A 20,795-nucleotide genomic window follows, 5' to 3' on the forward strand; every position below is an offset into this window, starting at 1 on the left:
CCGGTTCAATCCGCCCAGGTTCCCGGCGCCAGCCCGTCCAGCGTGTACGGCCCGATGGCCGCACGGATGAGCCGCAGCGTGGGGTGGCCCACGGCGGCCGTCATGCGGCGCACCTGGCGGTTGCGGCCTTCGCGGATGATCAGCTCGATCCAGGCAGTGGGGATGGCCTTGCGCTCGCGGATGGGCGGGGTGCGGTCCCACACCGCAGGCGCGGGCTCCAGCAGCCGTGCGCGGGCGGGCAGGGTTGGGCCGTCGTTCAACACCACGCCGCTGCGCAGCGCGGCCAGCGCGGCCTCATCGGGGACGCCCTCCACCTGCACCCAGTAGGTCTTCTCCATCTTGAAGCGTGGGTCGGCAATGCGGGCCTGTTGCTTGCCGTCGTTGGTCAGCAGCAGCAGGCCCTCGCTGTCGGCATCCAGCCGCCCCGCCACATACACGCCGGGCAGGTCGATGTAGTCCTTCAGGCCCTGCCATTTGCCCTCGGCCGTGAACTGGCTGAGCACGCCGTAGGGTTTGTTGAAGCGGATCAGGCGGGCGGTCATCGACGACGGGGTGGGAGCGGTGAGGGTGGATCGGGGGGTGCAGGGCTGCCGAGCATAGCCGCAGCGATGGAGGAAAGAGCCAGTGCGACGCTGAGTGAACAGGATGGCGTCTGACACCCGCTTCATCCTCCGGCCTGGCCGGGGAGGCGGAGCTTGACAGGTAAAATAGGCTCCAGCGCTACGCTAGCTTGCGCTGGCAGCTATCTAATCCATAGCTGATACATCTGGGCAAGTGTTGCCTGACCCTCTCATCCAGGCCTCAAGGAGACACCGCCATGACCACCATTGAACTCGACATTGCCCAGACCATCGGCATCGCCGCCGTGCTGCTGGTGGTGGGCGATTTCATCAAAAACCGCGTCGGCTTGCTCTCGCGTTACTTCATTCCCGGGCCCATCATCGGCGGACTGGTGTTTTCGCTGATTGCGCTGGTGGGCCACCAGACGGGCCTGTTCACCTTTCAGTTCTACGACAACATGCGCGCCTTTTTGCTGCTGGTGTTTTTCACCACCATCGGCTTTTCGGCCAGCTTCGAGCTGCTCAAGAAAGGCGGTGTCGGCGTAGCGCTGTTCCTGGCCGCCGCCGTGGGCCTGGTGGTGCTGCAGAACCTGCTCGGAGCCGGGCTGGCTGCTGCGCTGGGCGTGCATCCGCTCATCGGCGTGGCGGCGGGGTCCATATCGCTCACGGGCGGGCACGGCACCTCGGCCGCGTTTGGCCCGCTGCTGGAGCAGGCGGGCGCCGCAGGTGCGTTGCCCGCCGCCATTGCGGCGGCCACCTATGGCCTGGTGGCAGGTTGTGTGATTGGCGGCCCGCTGGGCACCCTGCTGATGCGGCGCAATGGCCTGCACACCTCGGGGTTGGCTGCGGGCACACCAGCCGCTGCCACCGCCACGGCGGCTGGCGCTGTCGACGCCGCCAATGCCTCCACCGCCCGCCTTGCAGCCCCGGCCCCCATGGGCAACAGCGACACTGTGATGTACGCCAGCATCCTGATTGCCGTGTCCATCGGGGCAGGCACGTTGCTGGTCAACTGGCTCAAGGGCCTGGGCATTACGCTGCCTTCGTACCTGGGCCCGATGCTGGTGGCGGCGGTGGTGCGCAACATCATCGACTGGCGCGACAGTGCGCTGCCCCTGCGCCAGTTCGAGGTGGTGGGCAATGTGTCGCTGGCGTTCTTCCTGGCCATGGCGCTCATGTCCATGAAGCTGTGGGAGCTGGCCGAGGTGGCCGGGCCGCTGCTGGTCATCCTGCTTGCCCAGACCGTGCTGATGTTTGCGTATGGCTACTTTGTCACCTTCCGCGTGATGGGGCGCGACTATGACGCCGCAGTCATCGCCGCCGGCCACTGCGGCTTTGGCATGGGCGCCACGCCCAACGCCATGGCCAACATGCAGGCGTTCACCGCCGTCAATGGCCCATCGGTGAAGGCATTTTTTGTGATCCCGCTCGTGGGCTCGCTCTTCATCGACTTTTTCAACGCCGTGATCATCACAGGTTTCATGAATTATTTGAAGTAGCCCGTTGAAGCGTGGTGCGGCTCAACGGGCTGCATGGGCTTCAGCGCGGCGCACCGGCCCGCAGCCGCGAAGCGGGTACGGCCCGAGCAAGGGCCGTCCCGCAGTGAGGGGCGTCATCCCGCGCAGCGACTCAGGGGCTACAAGAACAATGCGGGGTCCACCATGGTGCGGTTCAGCATCACGCCCCAGTGCAGATGCGGTCCGGTCACGCGGCCGGTGGCGCCTACCTTGCAGAACGCGTCGCCCGCCTGCAGCACATCGCCCACGCGCACATCCATGCTGCTCAGGTGGCAGTACATCGTCAGCAGGCCCTGGCCGTGGTCCAGCCACACCGTGCCGCCATTGAAGAAGTAGTCGCCCACGTCAATCACCCGGCCTGGCAACGGTGCCACGATGGGCGTGCCCGTGGCGGCGGCAATGTCCATGCCGCTGTGCGGATTGCGCGGCTGGCCGTTGAACACGCGCCGCAGCCCGAACGAGCTGGACCGCCGCCCCTGCACCGGCACCCGCATGCGCAGCGATGGCAGGGCCACACCGGCGGGCTGCTCGGTGAAGGTCGCCATCACCTTCGCCTGGTGGTCGCGCTCGCGCTCGTAGCGGGCCTGGTCCTCGGGTGAAAGGTCTACCGTGCGCGGCGATACCTTGAGGTGCTGCTCCTTGTATTGCTTGGGGGCTACGGCGTAGTGCACCAGGCGCGGGCTGCCGCCGCCTTCGGCCAGCACCGTGATAAACGCATCGCCGGGTGCTGCGGCCAGCGGTATGCCCACGATGGCTGTCCACTCAATGGCATCGCCCACTACCCGCAGCGGCACATCCACATCGCCCTGGCGCACCTGCGCCACCGGCCGTGTGGCCGCTGGGCCCAGCGACAGCCGCGCCACACCCCCGGGCACCTGCAGCGCCTGGGGCCACACCGTGGGCGCGGGTGGCAAGGGCTTGGCGTGCAGCAGCTCCACCAGGGCGGGCTGGGCGAGAAGGCCCGCCGTGCCGATCAAGGCGCTACGGCGTTTGATGGGGGTGGCTGGGCGGATGAGGGCAGGGCGGGCAGGTTCAGACACGGCAGGGCAACGGTAAGAAAAAAGCGCGGGGGGATGGCAAGCGTGCTGCAGCCGCGCGTGCACGGCGAGCACCCCGCAATTGTGCCGCCCAGCGTTGGCGGCGTCCGCCTACATCGCCACCCCCAGGCCGCCACCTACCATCGCGCCATGCCACCTGCCGCCCCCCGCCGCTTCACCATGTTCACTGTCTTGCTCACGGCCCTGGCCACGGGGGCCCTTGTCTTGTTGGCACTCAACTTCACGGCGGGCGAGAAAAAGGTGCAGCAACAGCTGCCGCGCCTGTACAACACCGCCCACCCGCAGTTCGAACGTGCCCTGGGCAGTCTGCTGGGCCCGGGCATTGTGGGCGGCAATGCGGTGACCGAGCTGCTCAACGGCGACCAGATCTTTCCGCCCATGCTGGCCGCGATCAAATCCGCGCAAAAAAGCGTCACCTTCGAAACCTACATCTACTGGTCGGGCGACATCGGCAAGCAGTTTGCAGACGCCCTGAGCGAGCGCGCCCGCGCGGGTGTGTCCGTGCATGTGCTGCTCGACTGGGTAGGCAGCGCCAAGATGGAAGAGAGCTACCTGGCCGAGATGAAAGCGGCCGGGGTGCAGATCGAAAAATTCCACAAACCCCACTGGTACAACCTGGCCCGCCTGAACAACCGCACCCACCGCAAGCTGCTGGTGGTGGACGGACAGGTGGGCTTTACCGGTGGCGTGGGCATTGCGCCTGAGTGGACGGGCCACGCGCAAGACCCGGAGCACTGGCGCGACTCGCACTACCTGGTGCGTGGCCCCGTGGTGGCGCAGATGCAGGCCACGTTTTTGGACAACTGGCTCAAGGTCACCGGCAAGGTGCTGCATGGCGAGACGTACTTTCCGGCCATCGCACAAGACCCTCCCGTGGGCACGCAAAAGGCGCAGATGTTCTCCAGCTCGCCATCGAGTGGCAGCGAGAGCATGCAGCTCATGTACCACCTGGCCATCACCGCGGCCGAGCGCAGCATCGACCTGTCGGTGGCGTACTTCGTGCCCGATGAGCTGACCCACAAATTGCTGATGGACGCCTTGGCGCGCGGCGTGCGCCTGCGCCTGGTGACCCCCGGTGAACACACCGACACCGAAACGGTGAAGGCTGCATCCCGCGCCACCTGGGGCCCGCTGCTGCAGGCCGGTGCCGAGATTTATGAATACACGCCCACCATGTACCACTGCAAGGTCATGATCGTGGACCAGCTGCTGGTGTCGGTGGGCTCCACCAATTTTGACAACCGCTCGTTCCGCCTGAACGATGAGGCCAACCTGAACATGTACGACGCGGCGTTTGCGCAGCGCCAGACCCAGGTTTTTGAAGACGATATCGAGCGGTCACGCCGCGTGACCTACCAGGCTTGGTTGGACCGGCCGCTGCGCGAGAAGGCTCACGAGAAATTGACGGCCTTGCTGCGGTCGCAGTTGTGATGGGGTTTGAATGAAATCAGGTGCTAGCGCTTTTGGGTAAAGCGCCAGATGCTATCAATAGTGTAGTTTTCTGCGTCTGATGCGGGGGCGAAGACGCCGCCTGGATTTTTCAACCCAAGCAGGCACTTGCCCCCAATGTCCCGAGTTTCTAACTCGGGACCCTCGTCCATCAGTGCGTCACAAACTCATACGTCACTGCCTCGCTGTCCACCATGTCGAGGATGTCGTCCAGCACATCTTCATCTTCGGTGCTGGCCCACAGGTCTTCGGGGTCTGCCGCAAACAGGGGTTCGATGGCAATGTCCATGAACTTGCCGTCGGGCAGCTTGATGACAGGCGTGCCCTCCGAGGTGTCGACCAGCTCCCAGTCGTCGGGCACGGTCATTTCGAGTTGGATGGTGACGTTGAGTTTTTTCATGGCGATTCCTTGTTGCTAACCGGGCAGGGTAACCCACTTTGGGAAGAATGGGCGTGTAGCGCTTATTCCACCAGCGCAATGTGCTATAAAAAATAGAGCATTTGAAGGAGCCTTGTACCTGCGCAGCCTGGCACCGGTACGGGGCGGGCTGCTTGGCACGCCACTTGCGTTGCTTGGAGCCTGCTGGTGTCGAAGCCCGCAAGTGCTCATGACCGCCCACAAATGCTCGCGCAGAAGCCACCAACGACCACCCCAGTGCATAACGCTGCGGGGCGCACCCAGGCCTGCTGTATTGTTGGTGGCGATTCTCGTGCCAGGCACCCCTTCACCAAACTGTCCTTCACCCACCGGAGAACCTTGAAATGATCGCCCAAAAAATCCTCGCCGTGGCCGCAGCCGCCGTGGCCGTCACCCTCGCCTTCAGCCAGGCCGCACAAGCCGGCCCCCGGCTCGACAAGATCATGGAGGCCAAGGTCATCCGCGTGGGCACGCCTGGCGACTACCGCCCGTTTGCCATCAAGACCGACGCGGGCTACAGCGGCCACGACATCGATGTGATCGAAACCATGGCCAAGGAGCTGGGCGTGAAGATCGAATACGTGCCCACCACCTGGCCCAACCTGCTGAAGGACCTGCAGGGCGACAAGTTTGACGTGGCCGTGGGCGGCATCACCCGCAACGTCAACCGCATGCGCATTTTTGACATGCTGCCCGGCTACGCTCCCTTTGGCAAAGTGGCCCTGGTGCGGGCGGCCGACAAAGCCAAATACACCAGCGTGGACGCCATGAACCAGCCCGCCGTGCGCGTCATCAAGAACCCCGGCGGCACCAACGAAACCTATGTGCTGGCCAACCTCAAGGCCGCTCAGGTCAGCACGCACGACAAGAACGCCGAGATCCCCGCGCTGATCGCCGAAGGCAAGGGCGACGTGATGATCACCGAAACCTACGAAGCCCTGCACTACGCCAAGGCCGACCCCCGCCTGCACGCCGCGTTTGTGGATGCGCCGCTCACGCCCAAGAACTACCTGGGCTTCATGTTGCCCACCGACGACGCCGACTATGTGCGTGTGATGGGCTTTGTGTGGGGCCTGGTGGACAGCCGGGGCACCATCAAGCAGGCGGCAGACAAGTGGTTGAAGTGATCAGGGCCTGAGGCTTTGGGCGTCTGAGTTATTCGCCCGGAATCTCTGGCTCCACCAGCAGCGCCAGCAGCTGCAGCGACTCCTGCCAGCCCACGTAGCACATCTCAGTGGGGATCACCGCCGGGATGCCCGCCTGCACGATGGACACCTCGGTCCCCGCGATCACCTTTTTCAGCTGGATCGTGGTGCGCATCTCGCCCGGCAGGTTGGGGTCGTCAAACCGGTCGGTGTGCACGATGCGCTCGCCCGGCACCAGCTCCACATACTCGCCGCCAAACGCATGCGTCCCGCCACTGCTGAAGTTGGTGAACTGCATGCGGTAACTCCCGCCCACGCGTGCGTCCATGCTCAGCACCCGGCCGGTAAAACCGTGGGGTGGCAGCCATTTGCACATGGCGTCTGGGTCCAGAAAGGCGCGGTAGATGCGCTCTGCCGGGGCGCGCAGCACGCGGTGCAGGGTGACGGTACCGGTGTTGGTGTTGGTCGTCATGCTCGGGTCTCCTTGGGATGCAGATCTGTGGTGGATGAAAGCGTGAACCGCCAAACCATATCGGTTATTCAACGTGTTCACACCCCTACGACGAACGGACCTGCGCGTTTTCGACACGCTGCTGTTGTAACGGCCAACTTTTTGGCAAAGCCTCAGCCTTTCAGGCCAAAACCGTCCGCACCCCAAAGCTCTCGCTGCCCTGCGCCCAGGCCAGCAGCCGGTCAATGTTGGGGTGCTTGCCGGGGAAGGTGCGCGCATCGGCTACATGCTCGGCGTACCACTCCAACCCCAGGGTGGCGGCCGCAGGCGTGATGCGGCCGCCGTACAAGGCAGCCAACGCGGCATACACCACCAGCGACCCGGTCTGTCCGGGCTTGTTCTCGATGGTGGCCAGCACTTGGTCGTCCGCGCCCAGTAGGTGCAGGGCGGCGAGGTGGCTGGCGGAGGGGAGTTGCTTCAAGCGGTCTGCGAAGTTCATGGTTGTCAATGAAAATATGAATGAAATTGGTCTCTAGCGCTTTATGGGTAAGCGCTAGTAGCTATGAATAGATGAGTATTTTGGCGGTTGATGCATCAAGCCGCTGCGGCCGCGGTGCAGCTTCACAAGGGAGGTGTTCGATGGAGCCACCAACTTGCCCGGCATGAGGGATTGGTGGAGTGCGCTGCTATACCAATATTGGGGTGGATCATTCCTTTTTGGGTTTCTTCGGATCGGAATGAACCCAGACTCCCTAGCACGCATCACGCCTGCCACACCCCAAACCCCGCCGACCGCAGGTCGATGCCGATCTCGATCTCCCGGTCCACTGCATCCTCGTAGCTCATGGGGTTGAAGCCTTCGTACAGATCGGGCAGCAGGCGCAGGCCGTATTGCGTCACAAACCGGTTGGCCTGGATGCCCGCCTTGTGCTTGTCAAAGCGCACATCCGGGTCCAGCCCGGTCATGCCCACATACACGCAGGGCTTGCCCTCGATGTAGCCCGGGTTACACCGGCGAAAGCGCGGCTCCAGCAGAACGTCTTTGGAGAGTTCGACCACGTAGACGTGGTGGTGGAGCTTGCGGCGGCGCATGGGTGGATGGGATAGACGCGGGTAGTAGGGCTGCGGTGAAGCGCTCTGCGCGGTGCTACTTTTTACTCGTCATCGTCCGCCTGGCCGTCATCGCTCAGGCGGCGGTCCAGCTTGCTGCGCAGCGACTCGGTTTCTTGCAGAAACTGCTCTACCGGCACGGCCGGGGCCACGCGCAGGCTGGGCGGGAACAGGCTGCTCATGTATAGCGTTTGCGACAAGCGCATGTTGTTGAGCCACTGCGCACCCAGCCACGACGGCACGCCCAGGGCCACCACTGCAGCCACCATCCACGCCAGGCCCACGCGGCGGCGCGGCAGCACGGTCGCCAGGTGGGCATACAGCGCACCAGCCAGCACCAGCACGATCAACACACTGGCGAACTGCGAAAAAACCTCCAGCGAGAAAACGAATGCGGTCAGGTGGGCCACCAGATGCACCACATCCACCGCCAGGGCCGCAGCGCAGGCTATGCGCACGTGGCGCCAGAACTGCAGGTGGCCCGCAAACACCTTGTTGGCCGCTGCCCACACGCCCGACCAGGCGCCCAGCACCACCAGCAGCGTCAGCAACACGCCCGGTACGGCCTTCAGGTATTGCGAAGTGTCGCGCGCATCCAGCCACGACTCCCCCAGCCCCGCCAGCAGCACCAGCGCCACCAGCACCGCCGTGGTGCCCACCGTGCGCCACGGAAACTGCGGCAGCGGCTGCTCGTCGGCAATCGGCGCATCGGCCAGGCGCAGCGTGATGTGGGTGTGGCCCAGGTCGATGGGCGCGCCGTCGGGCCAGTCAAAGTGCTCGCCCTGGCCGTGCTGCTTGCGCTGCAGGCGCGCGCCATTGCGCGTCTCCAGCACCTCGATCTGCACGGTGCGTGGCTCGTTCACCGCGCGGTCGATGCGCAGGTGCCGGGGCGCCACAAACGGGTCGTCCAGAACGAGGTCGCAGTCCAGCGCCCGGCCTACTGTGATGGGCCAGCGCGTGATGGGTGCGCGCGCCAGCAATGCGCCGTGGCGGTCAAAGGCTTCGATAAGCCCCAGGGTGGTCGGCATCGTGCTCATGGTGCGGCCTCCCAGCGGAAGGCCTTGAGGTAGTGGCTGGCCAGCTTCATGCCGTTGTCAAAAGCAATGCCCTGCACGTCCAGGCGGCCCAGCACGCCTTGCGTAGGCTGGTTGATGGACGCGGCCAGGACAGTCATGTTGTACAGACCGGGCAGCTTGCGATAGGCCGACAGGCAGACCACCGCGCGCAGCGGCAGGCTGCCGGGGTCCACAAAGCGCTCGCTGCACTCTGCGGCCGTCTGGTGGCGGTTGCCGCGCCGTTGCAGCTGTTCGTTGGCGAAGCTCTGGGAAAACATCCGGGCGAACCGTGCAGTGCCCAGGGTGGGGGCGTTGTAGGCCTCATAGCTCAGGCGCACTGCGCCGGTGTTGAATTCACCCGCTACCACATCGCTGTCGGCCCGGCATTGCGTGCGCTCCAGGTTCAGGCCCGGAAACGCCGGGTCGCGCCCCGATCCCCAGCACCGCGCCAGCGCGTCGTCGGGCACCGGCACGCGGTAGTTGCCGTGGCGCTGCTCGCGAAATGGCGCTTTCAAGAACCGGTCCGTCAGAAGCTGCTGGTGCTCCATCAATTGTCGCGTCATCTCGGCATGTGCGGCCTGGGTGATGGGCTGGGCGTTGGCCGCACGCTGCACCAGCGCCTGCGCAAACTCGGCCGGGATCAGAAAGCTCACCTGCTCGCCGTCGAGCCGCTTGGCCACGTTCACGCCCAGCACGCGGCCTGCGTCGTCCACCGCCGGGCCGCCGCTCATGCCGGGGTTGAGCGTGCCGCCAAAAAAGATGCGCGGGTAAAAGCTGCGCTTGACCAGCCCGTTGTAGGTGCCTTCGGTCACGGCAAAGCCAATGTCCAGCGGGTTGCCCAGTGAGTAGATGCGCTCGCCCTGCGCCAGCGCCTCATCGGCGGGCCGAAAGCCCAGCACCGGCGCTGCGGCTGTGCGCCCCTTGGCGCGCAGCACGGCTAGGTCGCGCTGCACGTCAAACGCCAGCAGCTCCACCTCGCCCTCCTGGCCTTCCATCGTCACGTACACGCCCCGGTAGCGCTCGGGCTCCAGCGCCAGCTGGCTGGCCACGTGAAAGTTGGTGACGATGAGCCCATCGGCTGACACAAAAAAGCCCGAGCCGATCGACGCCTGCGTGTTGGCATTGCGCAGCAGCGTGCGGATCTGCACCAGCTTGTCGCGCGACAGCTCGTAAATGCGCCGCGCATCGCGCGAGAGCAGGGCGGGATCGGCCCCGGCAGGCGCAGCGGCTACGGTTGGCCCCAGTGGTGGCGTGTTGCCGTCCACCGGGCTGCTGCCCACCGGGCGAGTGGCCTGCGCAGGGGGGAATGCAGTGGCGGGTGAGGGAGTGGTCTGTGCGTGGGCGGCCAGGGCGCAGAGCAGCAAGACCAGGGACGAGGCGGCCAGCCGCAGGGGCCGGATCAGGGGGAAGGGCATCGCGGTATTCTATGAATGCTCTGCGCCACGCCCGGGCCCTGTCTGCCGCGGGTTTTTTTGAACAGGTTCTTGCCCCCACCCACACATCCATGCAACCCATTCCTTCCTACCCCATCGGCACACCCGGCCAGCCCTGGGGCGACGCAGAACGCGACCAGTGGCGCGCGCGCCAGGTGCGCCAACGCAGCTATGCCGACGACGTGCTGCGCGCCATCGACACCCTGCGCAGCCAGTGGGATGTGGAGCCCTACGGCGAGGTGGCCTATGCCAACGCCCACCATGCGCCCGAGCATTTCCCCCTGCGGGCGCTGCGCAGCCGCAACTGGCAACCCGGCCTGCCCAACGTGCTCGTCACTGGCGGTGTGCATGGCTACGAAACCAGCGGCGTGCACGGCGCGCTGCGCTTTGCGCAACAGCACGCAGCCGAGTTTGTGGGGCGCGCCAACCTGCTGGTGGTGCCCTGCGTCAGCCCCTGGGCGTATGAGCGGTTTCAGCGCGGGAACTTTGACGCCATCGACCCCAACCGCTCGTTCCGCCAGGACTCGCCCGCGCAGGAGTCTGCAGCCCTCATGCGCCTGGTGGCGCATCACCGTGCTGCACACGGCCCGTTCGCCGCCCACATCGACCTGCACGAAACCACCGACACCGACGAATCCGAATACCGCCCCGCTGTGGCCGCACGCGACGGCAAGGTCTTTGAGCCTGGCAGCATTCCCGACGGTTTCTACCTGGTGGACGACACGGAGAACCCCCAGCCTGCGTTCCAGCAGGCCATCATCGAAGCCGTGGGCCGCGTCACGCACATCGCCCCGGCCGATGACAAGAACGAAATCATCGGCTCGCCCGTGGTAGCGCCCGGCGTGATCCGCTACGAATTCAAGGCCTGGGGCCTGTGCGCCAACGTGAGCGGCGCGCGCTACACCACGACGACCGAGGTCTACCCCGACAGCCCCCGCGCCACGCCCGAGCAGTGCATCGCGGCGCAGGTAGCGGCCGTGTGTGCCGCGGTGGAGTTTGTGCTGGCGGGCGCATAGCACGGTGTGCCTGCAGTCGCACTGCCCCGGGCTGGCTGCGATCAGCGCTTGTTCCAGATCACCAGCGCAATGCCGCCCATGATGGCGCAGGCCGATAGCGCCATTGACCACGTGGCGGGCTCACCCAGCAGCGCCAGGCCGCCAATTGCCGCAATCACCGGCACACTGAGCTGCACCGTGGCCGCGTGCGTGGCCTGCAGCGTGGGCAGCACCCTGTACCACACGGCGTAGCCGAGCCCGGAGGTCACTGCCCCCGATGCCACCGCATAGAGCACTCCGCTGCTGCTCACATCAATCTGCGGCAGCAGCACGACACTGACGGCAAGCGCCATGGGCACGGTGCGCACAAAGTTGCCTGCCGTCACCGCGGTGGGGTCGGCGTTGGCGGGGCCCTGCTTGCGCCGCCCTCGCAATGAATAGGCGCCCCACGCCACACCGGCGCCCAGCATGGCCAGCGACCCCGTCCAGCCCGGCGTGGCCAGGCCCGGCAGCGTCAGCGCCGTGAGCCCCGCCACCGCCAGCACAAAGCCGCCCAGCTGCAAGGGGCGCAAGCGTTCGCCTTGGTGCAGCCCCCAGGCAATCATGGTGGCCTGCACCGCGCCGAACAGCAGCAGCGCGCCGGTGGCAGCCGTCATGCTCAGGTAGGCAAACGAAAACCCGGCGGCGTAGATGAACAGCGCCAGTGCAGACCAGCCATCGCCCGGCAGTGCGGCAAGCCTCAGTGGGCGCCCAGGCTGTGCACCGCGCCCGCTTTGCAGCCACACCAGGGCCGCGAGCGTGATGGCGCCGGACACCAGCCGGATGCTGGTGAAACTGGCCGCGTCGATGGCCCCGCCCTTGAGCGCAAGGCGGCACAGCAGCGAGTTGCCCGCAAATGCCAGCATGGCCAGCGCCACCAGCGCGACATTGACGAGGGAGCCCATGCGGGCCAGTGTACGCCTGAGCCGGAAGGATAAAAATCGGGCTGCAGGGATTGCGGGGTAAGCGCAATACGCTACTAATATGATAGCTGTCCGCCATCGCTGATCGATGTCCGCCCCAACACTGGCACTTCAGCGCACGCGCCATGCGGATCACGGGAATGCCAGGCAACTGTGCATCGGCGTGTCTTTCAAGCCCCCCATCCATTAGGCTCAGGGGCTGTGTCGGCATGACAAACCAAGGAAATGATGTGATTGATGGCCTGGTAGCGGGTAGGTTGGTGGGCGAGGCGGAGATGCGTGACGGCAAGAACGCCACGCAATTTGCGGTGGCCAAGGTGCGGGCTGCGGGCGGCGATGGTGAGCCCGTGCTCGTCAACGTGATCGCCTTTGTTCCAGAGGCCTGCGCTGCGTTGCGGGCCTTGCAAGACGGCGACGCCGTGTCGTTGGTGGGGGCGCTGACCCCCAAGGTATGGACAGACAAGCAGGGCAACACCAAGCCTGTGCTGGACATGGTGGCCAGCAGGGTGTTGGCGATGGCCTCGCAGAGCGAACGGTAGGCACCGCTGTCGCAACGAGGTGCTGTACGCAGGGTGACGCGCTGGTAGCACACTGCCCAACTGCATCCTGCACGCCCACGCACCGCCCGCGTTGAAAGGAGAAGCCCATGGACTGGCCCCAGATGCTGGACACCTTCGCCCGCATGCCTGCCGCCGAGCAGCAGGCCTGGTGGCGCATGGCTGCCGGGTTGCTGGCGGTGGTGGTGGCACTGCTGTGGCTGGAGAGCCGCTACTTCAAGCCCAGCCGCCGCGTGGGCAGCTGGCTGGCGGTGCGCCTGGTGTCGGTGCTGGCCGCACTGTTGGCGGCCGCGGCCGTGCTGCTGCCCGCACGCGCCGTGGGCGGGCCCGCCGCGCTGGGCGTGTTTGTGCTGTCGCTCTACACCCTGGGCCCCGTGGTGTGGTTTGGCGGCCATGTGCTGGCCGGGCGCTGGGTGCGGCCCGCACTCTCGCGCGCTGAAAGCCTGGTGCTGGGCCTCACTGGCCTGGCCATCGCCGCCGTGCCCGTCTATGCCAGCCTGCTGGCGCAAAGTGCCCTACAAACCGCCGCACGCGACGTGGCCCAGCGCCGCGAGCTGCCCGCCACCAACCCCCCGCTGGCCCACACCGTGCAGCCCGTGCAGCGCTACCACCTGCCCGGCTTGGGGCTCATCTACACCCAGTCACTGCTGGGCACCCCCGACAACCGCCTGCTGCGCGTGGAGCAGCGCCACGGCGGCGGCCAATGGCCCACGCACCCCCACCCCGTGGCCCACCCCAGCTACTGCACCCACGGCAATGACGTGCACCTGATGTGGTCCGCCCAGGAACCCCCACCCTACCTGCGCCTGCACTGGGCCCAGAGCAACGGCGCACTCACAAAGGCCGAATTCACGCCCCAGCTGGCGTTTGACCCGGCCACCCCCGTGCCCGACTTCCCCCTCACCCTGCGCCCCGACGGCGCCGACCCCGCCGCCCCCATCGCGCGCGAAAGGGCGTACCTGGTGCTGGTGAAAGAGGGGCAGGCGGCGCCGCCGCAGCAAGCCCAGCCGCAGCAACCGCCGCAGACCTACACCCAGATGCTGGGCAGCCCCCCGAATCAGGCGAGGTGCGCACGACCAATTGCGTGATGGCGGGCTTCCAGCTCAGCCCCACCGTGGCCAAACAAGGCTGGCAGGTGCAGGCCATGGGGCTGGTGTTTCAGCTGTCCACAGGCGGGCAGCCGTTGCGGGCGTTGGTGGAGCGGAAATAGAGGCGAAATGAGCTGTTTCCGCCTGATGGTATTGCCTTTTTTGCTATAAAATTAGAAGCAAAAAGGGTTTGGTGCGCGAGTGGGATTTATGGATTGCTTCCCAAAGCGCCCAGCAACCGCGCACTCACCTCGGCCGCATCCAGCGTGGCGAACTGCATGTTGTGCTGCTCCGTCAGCGGGCCGTGGCCCGGCTCCATGCGGCCTGCGGCGTCGTAGCCCATGGCCTTGAACTTCCAGACCCCGCCAACCAGCTTGAGCGAGCCCACATGCGCGCCATCGGCGGTGTGGACTGCCACTGCGGCGGCGTTGATGGGCAGCAACTGCAAGGGGCCCGCCAGCGGGCCGGGTGGTATTTGGGCGAAGGTGGGGGTTAACGGAGGCGTCATCGAGGGGCTTTAGCTGTGCCGCAGTTCTTTGGATGAAAATGGCCTTTTGCGCTTGATGGATAAGCGCAAGAAGCTATCAAAATTGAAGCAGCCTAGAGCTAGAGTGCTGCTACTTGCGCCCTGAGCGCTGGCAGGTCGTTCTGCACGGTTTGCCAGACGATGCCGAGGTCTACTGTGAAATAGCCGTGGGCCAGTGCATTGCGCATTTCATAAGCAAAGCCCCACGGCACATGGGCGTGTTTTTGCGCAAAGTCAGGGTGGTTCTTGGCCACGTTGTTGCAGGCCTCGCCAATCACTTCCAGGTTGCGAATCACGGCGTCGCAGGTCTTGCGGTCTGCCAAGAACGCAGCCAGGTCCATACCAGCCGTGTACTCCTGAATGTTGCCGATAGCCTCCAGGATGTGCTGCAAATAGTCCGCCACCCGCAGCGGGTGCGCCCGGCTCATACGGTGATCGCCTCGCGCAGTACCTGGTCCCGAAAGCTGGCGGGCAGGCTGTTGGGGGTGAGCACATCCACCTCCATACCCAGCAATTGCTTCAGTTCAAACCGAATCGCACCAATGTCCATCAGTGTGGTTTGCGCGGTGGGCTCCACCAACAGGTCGAGGTCGCTGTCGGCTGTGTCGTCCCCATGCAGCGCCGAGCCAAACACCCGTACGCTGCTCACGCGGTGGCGAAGGGCAATCTCGCGGATTTGCGAGCGGTGGAGGGAAAGGGCTTCGGAGGGGCGCATGTTTTGGAGTTTAGCGGCGCAGCGGGTTTTTTAGCCAAATTGGCCGATAGTGCTTGTGAAGCCTACGCTGGAAGCTACTAAAAATATAGCTAGGCTCCTGTAGAAAAATGGTTTCGTGCCCGCTGCCGTTGTTCGCTGTCACGCAAGGAGCGCGCACTGCGTCCTGCTCCACCAAGTCCGAAGTGAAATGGGCAAAAGACAAGACCTGACCCCATTGCTCGAAAGCAGCTACTAAAAGTGCAGTGAATCTTCTGCAGAAAAAATGCTTCCGAGGCTGCAGCCGTCGTTAGTGGTCACGCAAGGGTCGCGCGCCTCGTCCGTGTCGACCCCATTCGGCGTGAACTTGGCAAAAGGCAAGACGGGAACCTGTTAGTTGAGACCCAGTGGCTGGTGCTTTAGCTTTTAAATTGAGCGCATTCAACCAGACACCGGAAATAGCATTTGTTGCTCTGAGTCCTTTGCCTCCCCCTGACGTACCTCTTCTAGCTTCTTGCACAGCGATGCAACGATATCAGGTAGCTGAACAGAAACAGGTTGTTCTGGGTCAAAAGATAAACCGCCAACCCGCCTGCTCTCGTCGAATAGGCCAGGTGAGGTGTCGGTGTACCAAATTGGTATTACTGCAAATTCCCCGAATCTTTGCTTGAACTGCTCGGACTCAAACTTAGTCCAGATTTTTCTGGGATACTGCTTGCTAAGCAAAGCGATAACGAACTTGGATTCGCTTCGATATATTGGTGCTAGATATTCCTCAACGTCGTTAGCGAGAATTCTGTGTTGCTCATTTTTGTCGTAGAAAACGCTTACCTCACGGCTGGCAAGTTCTTGAGCCAGCGCCTCTGCAAAATCTCTATTTTCTCCCGCAAAAGATAGCGCGAAATCATATCGGCTTTTAAAGTCGATGCTGAAATATCCGACTTGTCGAGCGAACTTGGACCAAATTAAATGTCGAATAAAATACAAAAATTTTGGATCTTCAGTCGTCAGTAGGTCCGTTTTTGCCTCAAAATGAATTAGTTCGGAAATTGCGGTTGAATTCGCAATGAGGCTGTTTAAATGTCCCTTTTCAATAACTTGAGAAACGCTGCCCTTTAGTTCCGGGTTCGCAGCCATGGCTTCTTTGGTATCAAGTGCTCCTTCCTGAGTTTTTGATAGCCAAAGAAGAAGATGGAGGTAGGGCGCACGCCCTTCTCTTCGCAATTTATTTCCAGTGGAAAATTCTCGTGCAATGGGAAAGAACCTAGGGCCCAAGTCGGCAAGCACAGCCTCTCGTATCGCGGGAAGGCTTACTACTATTTTTTCTGGTTCCGGGTCGGTGCGGGTGTATAGTAGTTTTCCTTGTAAGCACGCTTCATGACATAAAACTTGCGCCATTGCAAAGCTACCCTCCGCTTCCTCGGAAATTTCATCCGATATGGAAATTTTGCAATTAAGCGCGCGCTCTCCTAATTCAATAAGTTGCTTTATTCTTTCAATACTGGTTCTTCCCACGCGAATTGTCTCAACTCGATGAAGTAGATCAGGTGCATACTCAACTAACGTTTGGCCGGCGCGATTGATGCCAATAAGAACAATTTTGCTCATGGTATCTTCATCGTCAGCCAACGTTTTTGCAAAATCAGTGATTTTTTGCTTGGAAGACGCGGGTAGCCGGTGAAAGTCATCAATAATGACAATGCCAATCGCGGCCATCGTTGGTAGTTCGTTGATGAGTGGAATATCTCCTTGTTTTCGTCCTGATAAAAAGAGGCACGAATCTGCAAGGCCTGTCTCATCAAGAGCCTTTTTTATGCATGAGGTTTTCCCAATGCCGGAAGGGCCTTCAATAATTACTCCTCTGCCTGGGGTTTGGATGGCCACGCGGACTCTGTCGTATTCTTCGGGCTCAACAAAAGTGTGAGTGGGAACGCCGGATTTTTTGAAGACTTCATCTATGCGAGGCATCTAACTCTCCTATTTGTTATGAGTAAAATTGTTATCGATTGGGAGGCGTGGGGATGTGTTTGTTATTTATTTAAAATCTCTTGGAATTAGTAATTGTTCTGGATTTTGTAAAAAAGCCAGCAATCTATAAGTTTGCTGGCTTTTTTGTCTTTAGGGAAATTATTTCCCCCAAGAATCCTTCAACCCCACCGCCAAGTTAAACACCGGCTTCCCTGCCTTGTGGTCGATACGGTCCGCCACAAAGTACCCATGCCGCTCAAACTGGAACTTGTCGTCCGGCTTCGCATTGGCCAATGATGGCTCCACGATGGCCGTCACCACCTTCAGGCTATTCGGGTTCAGGCTTTCAATGAAGTCCTTGCCGCCCGCGTCGGGGTGGGCGTCTAGGAACAGGCGGTCGTACATGCGCACTTCGGCATTCACGCCGTCGGCCACGCCCACCCAGGTGATGGCGGCTTTCACCTTCACGCTGTCGGCGCCGGGGGTGCCGCTCTTGGTGTCGGGCACCACGGTGGCCAGCACTTCGGTGATGACTCCGTCAGCATCCTTGGTGCAGCCGGTGCATTCGATGACGTAGCCGCCCTTCAGGCGCACCTTGTTGCCGGGGAAGAGTCGCTTGTAGCCCTTGGGCGGCACTTCTTCAAAGTCTTCACGTTCGATCCAGACTTCCTTGCCGATGGTGAAGTGGCGCACGGGGCTTTCCACGCCCTCGGGTGGGTGGGGCAGGGCGGGCAGGCTGCAGGGCTCCAGGTGGCCTGCGCCCATCACGTCGTCCCAGTTGGTCAGCACCAGCTTGACGGGATTGAGCACGGCCATGCCACGGTGGGCTTTCAGCTCCAGGTCTTCGCGCAGGCAGCCTTCCAGGGTGCTGTAGTCGATCCAGCTGTCGGACTTGGTCACGCCGATGCGTTCGGCAAAGGTCTGGATGGAGGCGGGCGTGTAGCCGCGGCGGCGCAGGCCCACGATGGTGGGCATGCGGGGGTCGTCCCAGCCACTGACCTTGTGGTCGTACACCAGCTGGGCGAGCTTGCGCTTGCTGGTGATGACGTAAGTGAGGTTCAGGCGCGCAAATTCGTACTGACGGGGGGGCGGGCTGGCCAGCAGGCCGCCTTCGGTCAGGCGCTCCAGCAGCCAGTCGTAGAAGGGGCGCTGGTCTTCAAACTCCAGCGTGCACAGGCTGTGGGTGATCTGCTCCAGCGCGTCCTCGATGGGGTGCGCGTAGGTGTACATGGGGTAGATGCACCAGGTGTCACCCGTGTTGTGGTGGGTGGCGCGGCGGATGCGGTAGATGGCCGGGTCGCGCATGTTGATGTTGGGGCTGGCCATGTCGATCTTGGCGCGCAGCACCATCGATCCATCTTCATGCTGGCCGTCGCGCATTTCGCGGAACTTGGCCAGGTTTTCGGCCGGGGTGCGGCTGCGGAAGGGGCTGTCCACGCCGGGCTTGCTGAAGTCGCCCCGGTTGATGCGGATCTGCTCCACCGTCTGTTCGTCCACGTAGGCGTGGCCGGCTTCGATCAGGTATTCGGCGGCGCGGTACATGAAGTCGAAGTAGTCGCTGGCCTGGTAGGGAGCGGCGTCGGGTGCGCCGTTCCAGTCAAAGCCCAGCCATTTCACCGCGTCGATGATGCTGTTGACGTATTCGGTGTCTTCTTTTTCGGGGTTGGTGTCGTCAAAGCGCAGGTGGCAGATGCCGCCGTAGTCGCGCGCCAGGCCAAAGTTGATGCAGATGCTCTTGGCATGGCCCACGTGCAGGTAGCCGTTGGGCTCGGGCGGGAAGCGGGTGCGGATCTTGGCGGGATCGGGCTCGCCCTGGGCGTGGTGGGCGGCGTCGCCGGGGGTGCCCGCCCAGCGGCGGGTGGTGTAGGTGCCTTTTTCCAGGTCATGCTCGATGATCTGGCGCAAAAAGTTGCTGGGCTTGACGGTTTCAGGGGCCGCAGAAGTGGCAGTGGCGGCGGTATTGGCGGGGGAGGGGGTGCTCATACAGCCATTTTAGGCGCCGGTTTCGTGATGGTTTACGCATAGAAACAGGCGCGTATACGTCCAGACACAACGTAAAGACGATTTTGTGCCATCCTTTTGCCTACTTGGTGCGTTATGTACCGGTGAGGTGAGTCCATTTGGCTGGCTGCCCTCGCTCAAACAGGAGATTTCCATGACGAAAACCCGTTCTATCTATGCCATGGCCGCTTCGGCTGGCGTGGCGCTGGCATTGCTGGCCGGCACGGGCGCAGCCCAGGCCCGCGACGTAAATTGGTCGGTTGGCATTGGCGTGCCTGGCGTGGTGGTGGGGGCCAGCAATGGCTACTACGCCCCCGCCCCGGTGTATGTGGCGCCGCCCCCGCCCGTTTACTACGCACCCCCTCGGCCCGTGTACTACGCGCCTCCCCCAGCGTATTACGCACCGCCCCCGGTCGTGTACTACGGTGATCGCGGCTACCGCCACCATCGGCACCACCGCCACCACGGATATGGCCATGGGTATGGCCACGGCCGCTGGGATCGTTGATCCTGGTCTGATCCGCTGGCAGCCTGACCGGGTTGCCGCGTTGTGTAACCAACCTCTTGGGCGCCAGTCGCTCACAGGCAGCGTCTTTGCACAGGCTGCCTTTTACAGCGGCCCTTCGGGGCCGCTTTTCTTTTGACGCGGGAATTTTGGCGCGCGCACGGTGCGCGCGGGGCGCCGCATAATCGCGCACTCTGGCCTGCCAGCGTGGCAGGCGCAACGCCCCCGGAGTGCCGCATGTCTGTGAAGAAAAAAACCGTTTTTGTCCTGAATGGCCCCAACCTGAACCTGCTGGGTACGCGCGAGCCCGCTGTGTATGGCGCGGCCACGCTGGCCGATGTCGAAAAGCTGTGCGCCGACGCGTGCGAGCGCCATGGTTTTGCACTGCGCTTTCACCAAAGCAACCACGAAGGCGCTTTGGTGGACTGGATTCACGAGGCGGGCCGCCTGCACGCAGCGGGCGAGCTGGCAGGCGTGGTGATCAACGCCGGGGCCTACACCCACACCAGCATTGCATTGCACGATGCCACCAAAGGCACGGGCATCACGCTGATTGAGCTGCACATCAGCAATGTGCATGCGCGCGAGGCGTTCCGCCACCATTCGTACATGGCGGCAGCCGCTAAGGCTGTGATGTGTGGTTTTGGCGTGCTGGGCTATGGCTTGGCGATTGACGGCCTGGCCCAGTTGCTGGCCCAGCAGCCTGCGGCCTGACGCCAGGCGGTAAGGGGACCCATAGATCCGTAGATATATGGCCCCGCCATTGCCCCTGCAGGTGTCTGAGGACGAGGTGGAGATCACCGCCATGCGCGCCCAGGGCGCGGGCGGGCAGAACGTCAACAAGGTATCAAGCGCCGTCCACCTGCGCTTTGACGTGGCGGCATCGTCCTTGCCCGAGGACGTGAAAGAGCGCCTGCTGGCCCTGCGCGACACGCGCATCACGCAAGAGGGTGTGGTGGTCATCAAGGCCCAGCAGTACCGCAGCCAGGAGCAAAACCGCACCGATGCGCTCGCGCGGCTGAACGCGCTGGTCAACACTGTGGCCGTGCCGCCCCGGGTGCGCCGCGCCACCAAACCCACCTACGGGTCGAAACAGCGGCGGCTGGAGGGCAAGACCCAGCGCAGCGAGACCAAGGCACTGCGGGGCCGTGTGCGCGACGGGTCTTGAACCGCGGCTCCCTGTGTGGTGGGTATCTCCACGGCCATCGTCGATGGCGCATTGGCATCACCTGTAGAACAATCTGTCCGGCCCGCAGGGCTTGGTATCAGGTGCTATCAGTCCTACATTCATTGCATTCACGGATGG

At 63.3% G+C, this 20,795-nt stretch carries 24 protein-coding genes; 10 read left to right on the forward strand and 14 right to left on the reverse strand.

Annotated features, from left to right (window positions below):
- Positions 1-5: 5 nt before the first annotated feature.
- Positions 6-542 carry a pseudouridine synthase gene (locus tag ACODS0_RS19610; RefSeq protein WP_488836619.1) on the reverse strand — a complete coding sequence of 179 codons (537 nt, stop codon included), beginning with the start codon at positions 540-542 and terminating at the stop codon, positions 6-8.
- 275 nt (positions 543-817) lie between these two features.
- Between ACODS0_RS19610 and gltS the strand changes: the two genes are divergently transcribed.
- Positions 818-2,059: a sodium/glutamate symporter gene (gene gltS / locus ACODS0_RS19615; RefSeq protein ID WP_055398922.1), complete on the forward strand. Its 1,242-nt coding sequence runs from the start codon at positions 818-820 to the stop codon at positions 2,057-2,059.
- A 137-nt stretch (positions 2,060-2,196) separates the two neighbouring features.
- Here the strand turns inward: gltS and ACODS0_RS19620 are convergent, their stop codons facing one another.
- Positions 2,197-3,117, reverse strand: a complete 921-nt coding sequence (locus tag ACODS0_RS19620) for a peptidoglycan DD-metalloendopeptidase family protein (protein WP_488836622.1) — start codon at positions 3,115-3,117, stop codon at positions 2,197-2,199.
- A 177-nt stretch (positions 3,118-3,294) separates the two neighbouring features.
- Here ACODS0_RS19620 and ACODS0_RS19625 point away from each other — a divergent pair, with 177 nt between their 5' ends.
- Entirely contained in the window at positions 3,295-4,566 is a 1,272-nt protein-coding gene (locus tag ACODS0_RS19625) for a phospholipase D-like domain-containing protein (protein WP_488836683.1), read from the forward strand.
- A gap of 169 nt (positions 4,567-4,735) precedes the next feature.
- Here ACODS0_RS19625 and ACODS0_RS19630 read toward each other — a convergent pair whose 3' ends face one another.
- Positions 4,736-4,984, reverse strand: a complete 249-nt coding sequence (locus ACODS0_RS19630) for a hypothetical protein (RefSeq protein WP_121419513.1) — start codon at positions 4,982-4,984, stop codon at positions 4,736-4,738.
- Between the two features lie 362 nt (positions 4,985-5,346).
- On the opposite strand from ACODS0_RS19630, the gene ACODS0_RS19635 reads away from it, so the two are divergent.
- Positions 5,347-6,129 carry a transporter substrate-binding domain-containing protein gene (locus ACODS0_RS19635; RefSeq protein WP_218299267.1) on the forward strand — a complete coding sequence of 261 codons (783 nt, stop codon included), beginning with the start codon at positions 5,347-5,349 and terminating at the stop codon, positions 6,127-6,129.
- Between the two features lie 28 nt (positions 6,130-6,157).
- Here ACODS0_RS19635 and ACODS0_RS19640 read toward each other — a convergent pair whose 3' ends face one another.
- The 5 genes from ACODS0_RS19640 to ACODS0_RS19660 all read right to left on the reverse strand — a co-directional run bounded on the left by ACODS0_RS19640 (position 6,158) and on the right by ACODS0_RS19660 (position 10,178).
- Positions 6,158-6,619, reverse strand: a complete 462-nt coding sequence (locus ACODS0_RS19640; RefSeq protein WP_055398924.1) for an SRPBCC family protein — start codon at positions 6,617-6,619, stop codon at positions 6,158-6,160.
- Between the two features lie 160 nt (positions 6,620-6,779).
- Complete coding sequence (locus ACODS0_RS19645) at positions 6,780-7,097, reverse strand: DUF2322 family protein (RefSeq protein ID WP_488836625.1); 318 nt, start codon at positions 7,095-7,097, stop codon at positions 6,780-6,782.
- A 263-nt stretch (positions 7,098-7,360) separates the two neighbouring features.
- The gene (locus tag ACODS0_RS19650) at positions 7,361-7,690 is read right to left on the reverse strand and encodes a hypothetical protein (protein WP_010460358.1); all 330 of its coding nucleotides are present in this window, start codon (positions 7,688-7,690) and stop codon (positions 7,361-7,363) included.
- A 62-nt stretch (positions 7,691-7,752) separates the two neighbouring features.
- The gene (locus ACODS0_RS19655) at positions 7,753-8,745 is read right to left on the reverse strand and encodes an FHA domain-containing protein (protein WP_488836627.1); all 993 of its coding nucleotides are present in this window, start codon (positions 8,743-8,745) and stop codon (positions 7,753-7,755) included.
- On the reverse strand, positions 8,742-10,178 hold the full coding sequence (locus ACODS0_RS19660) for a S1 family peptidase (protein WP_488836629.1): 1,437 nt from the start codon (positions 10,176-10,178) through the stop codon (positions 8,742-8,744). The genes ACODS0_RS19655 and ACODS0_RS19660 overlap by 4 nt, the downstream gene beginning before the upstream one ends.
- An 89-nt stretch (positions 10,179-10,267) precedes the next feature.
- Here ACODS0_RS19660 and ACODS0_RS19665 point away from each other — a divergent pair, with 89 nt between their 5' ends.
- Positions 10,268-11,212, forward strand: a complete 945-nt coding sequence (locus tag ACODS0_RS19665; RefSeq protein WP_488836631.1) for a M14 family metallopeptidase — start codon at positions 10,268-10,270, stop codon at positions 11,210-11,212.
- 41 nt (positions 11,213-11,253) lie between these two features.
- On the opposite strand, the gene ACODS0_RS19670 is transcribed toward ACODS0_RS19665, so the two are convergent.
- Positions 11,254-12,135, reverse strand: coding sequence for a DMT family transporter (locus tag ACODS0_RS19670; RefSeq protein ID WP_488836633.1), 882 nt, complete (start codon positions 12,133-12,135; stop codon positions 11,254-11,256).
- A 248-nt stretch (positions 12,136-12,383) separates the two neighbouring features.
- Here ACODS0_RS19670 and ACODS0_RS19675 point away from each other — a divergent pair, with 248 nt between their 5' ends.
- The 3 genes from ACODS0_RS19675 to ACODS0_RS19685 all read left to right on the forward strand — a co-directional run bounded on the left by ACODS0_RS19675 (position 12,384) and on the right by ACODS0_RS19685 (position 13,920).
- Positions 12,384-12,692: a single-stranded DNA-binding protein gene (locus ACODS0_RS19675; RefSeq protein WP_488836685.1), complete on the forward strand. Its 309-nt coding sequence runs from the start codon at positions 12,384-12,386 to the stop codon at positions 12,690-12,692.
- 107 nt (positions 12,693-12,799) lie between these two features.
- Positions 12,800-13,798, forward strand: coding sequence for a hypothetical protein (locus tag ACODS0_RS19680; protein ID WP_488836635.1), 999 nt, complete (start codon positions 12,800-12,802; stop codon positions 13,796-13,798).
- On the forward strand, positions 13,777-13,920 hold the full coding sequence (locus ACODS0_RS19685) for a hypothetical protein (protein ID WP_488836637.1): 144 nt from the start codon (positions 13,777-13,779) through the stop codon (positions 13,918-13,920). Before ACODS0_RS19680 ends, ACODS0_RS19685 begins: the two co-directional genes overlap by 22 nt.
- Before the next feature lie 86 nt (positions 13,921-14,006).
- Here ACODS0_RS19685 and ACODS0_RS19690 read toward each other — a convergent pair whose 3' ends face one another.
- From ACODS0_RS19690 to ACODS0_RS19710, 5 genes are all read right to left on the reverse strand, one after another.
- Entirely contained in the window at positions 14,007-14,306 is a 300-nt protein-coding gene (locus tag ACODS0_RS19690; RefSeq protein WP_488836639.1) for a hypothetical protein, read from the reverse strand.
- 98 nt (positions 14,307-14,404) lie between these two features.
- Positions 14,405-14,752, reverse strand: coding sequence for a HepT-like ribonuclease domain-containing protein (locus tag ACODS0_RS19695; RefSeq protein WP_488836641.1), 348 nt, complete (start codon positions 14,750-14,752; stop codon positions 14,405-14,407).
- Entirely contained in the window at positions 14,749-15,039 is a 291-nt protein-coding gene (locus tag ACODS0_RS19700) for a nucleotidyltransferase family protein (protein ID WP_008906417.1), read from the reverse strand. The genes ACODS0_RS19695 and ACODS0_RS19700 overlap by 4 nt, the downstream gene beginning before the upstream one ends.
- A 417-nt stretch (positions 15,040-15,456) precedes the next feature.
- The gene (locus tag ACODS0_RS19705; RefSeq protein ID WP_488836643.1) at positions 15,457-16,983 is read right to left on the reverse strand and encodes a TIR domain-containing protein; all 1,527 of its coding nucleotides are present in this window, start codon (positions 16,981-16,983) and stop codon (positions 15,457-15,459) included.
- A 159-nt stretch (positions 16,984-17,142) separates the two neighbouring features.
- A complete protein-coding gene (locus tag ACODS0_RS19710) occupies positions 17,143-18,966 on the reverse strand; it encodes a glutamine--tRNA ligase/YqeY domain fusion protein (protein ID WP_488836645.1) in 1,824 nt (607 codons plus the stop codon).
- 172 nt (positions 18,967-19,138) lie between these two features.
- Between ACODS0_RS19710 and ACODS0_RS19715 the strand changes: the two genes are divergently transcribed.
- From ACODS0_RS19715 to arfB, 3 genes are all read left to right on the forward strand, one after another.
- Positions 19,139-19,492: a hypothetical protein gene (locus ACODS0_RS19715; RefSeq protein ID WP_055393575.1), complete on the forward strand. Its 354-nt coding sequence runs from the start codon at positions 19,139-19,141 to the stop codon at positions 19,490-19,492.
- Positions 19,493-19,726: 234 nt separating this feature from the next.
- Entirely contained in the window at positions 19,727-20,203 is a 477-nt protein-coding gene (gene aroQ, locus ACODS0_RS19720; RefSeq protein WP_010460374.1) for a type II 3-dehydroquinate dehydratase, read from the forward strand.
- A 37-nt stretch (positions 20,204-20,240) separates the two neighbouring features.
- On the forward strand, positions 20,241-20,657 hold the full coding sequence (arfB, locus tag ACODS0_RS19725) for an alternative ribosome rescue aminoacyl-tRNA hydrolase ArfB (RefSeq protein ID WP_426307230.1): 417 nt from the start codon (positions 20,241-20,243) through the stop codon (positions 20,655-20,657).
- Positions 20,658-20,795 lie beyond the last annotated feature (138 nt).

The sequence above is a fragment of the Acidovorax sp. FG60 genome, assembly GCF_057808995.1.

Bases quoted from the DNA above. Each gene is read 5' to 3' on its own strand.
- ACODS0_RS19610 (WP_488836619.1), bottom strand. From the start codon at position 542: ATGACCGCCCGCCTGATCCGCTTCAACAAACCCTACGGCGTGCTCAGC.
- gltS (WP_055398922.1), top strand. From the start codon at position 818: ATGACCACCATTGAACTCGACATTGCCCAGACCATCGGCATCGCCGCC.
- ACODS0_RS19625 (WP_488836683.1), top strand. From the start codon at position 3,295: ATGTTCACTGTCTTGCTCACGGCCCTGGCCACGGGGGCCCTTGTCTTG.
- ACODS0_RS19630 (WP_121419513.1), bottom strand. From the start codon at position 4,984: ATGAAAAAACTCAACGTCACCATCCAACTCGAAATGACCGTGCCCGAC.
- ACODS0_RS19635 (WP_218299267.1), top strand. From the start codon at position 5,347: ATGATCGCCCAAAAAATCCTCGCCGTGGCCGCAGCCGCCGTGGCCGTC.
- ACODS0_RS19640 (WP_055398924.1), bottom strand. From the start codon at position 6,619: ATGACGACCAACACCAACACCGGTACCGTCACCCTGCACCGCGTGCTG.
- ACODS0_RS19645 (WP_488836625.1), bottom strand. From the start codon at position 7,097: ATGAACTTCGCAGACCGCTTGAAGCAACTCCCCTCCGCCAGCCACCTC.
- ACODS0_RS19650 (WP_010460358.1), bottom strand. From the start codon at position 7,690: ATGCGCCGCCGCAAGCTCCACCACCACGTCTACGTGGTCGAACTCTCC.
- ACODS0_RS19655 (WP_488836627.1), bottom strand. From the start codon at position 8,745: ATGAGCACGATGCCGACCACCCTGGGGCTTATCGAAGCCTTTGACCGC.
- ACODS0_RS19660 (WP_488836629.1), bottom strand. From the start codon at position 10,178: ATGCCCTTCCCCCTGATCCGGCCCCTGCGGCTGGCCGCCTCGTCCCTG.
- ACODS0_RS19665 (WP_488836631.1), top strand. From the start codon at position 10,268: ATGCAACCCATTCCTTCCTACCCCATCGGCACACCCGGCCAGCCCTGG.
- ACODS0_RS19670 (WP_488836633.1), bottom strand. From the start codon at position 12,135: ATGGGCTCCCTCGTCAATGTCGCGCTGGTGGCGCTGGCCATGCTGGCA.
- ACODS0_RS19680 (WP_488836635.1), top strand. From the start codon at position 12,800: ATGGACTGGCCCCAGATGCTGGACACCTTCGCCCGCATGCCTGCCGCC.
- ACODS0_RS19690 (WP_488836639.1), bottom strand. From the start codon at position 14,306: ATGACGCCTCCGTTAACCCCCACCTTCGCCCAAATACCACCCGGCCCG.
- ACODS0_RS19695 (WP_488836641.1), bottom strand. From the start codon at position 14,752: ATGAGCCGGGCGCACCCGCTGCGGGTGGCGGACTATTTGCAGCACATC.
- ACODS0_RS19700 (WP_008906417.1), bottom strand. From the start codon at position 15,039: ATGCGCCCCTCCGAAGCCCTTTCCCTCCACCGCTCGCAAATCCGCGAG.
- ACODS0_RS19705 (WP_488836643.1), bottom strand. From the start codon at position 16,983: ATGCCTCGCATAGATGAAGTCTTCAAAAAATCCGGCGTTCCCACTCAC.
- ACODS0_RS19710 (WP_488836645.1), bottom strand. From the start codon at position 18,966: ATGAGCACCCCCTCCCCCGCCAATACCGCCGCCACTGCCACTTCTGCG.
- ACODS0_RS19715 (WP_055393575.1), top strand. From the start codon at position 19,139: ATGACGAAAACCCGTTCTATCTATGCCATGGCCGCTTCGGCTGGCGTG.
- aroQ (WP_010460374.1), top strand. From the start codon at position 19,727: ATGTCTGTGAAGAAAAAAACCGTTTTTGTCCTGAATGGCCCCAACCTG.
- arfB (WP_426307230.1), top strand. From the start codon at position 20,241: ATGGCCCCGCCATTGCCCCTGCAGGTGTCTGAGGACGAGGTGGAGATC.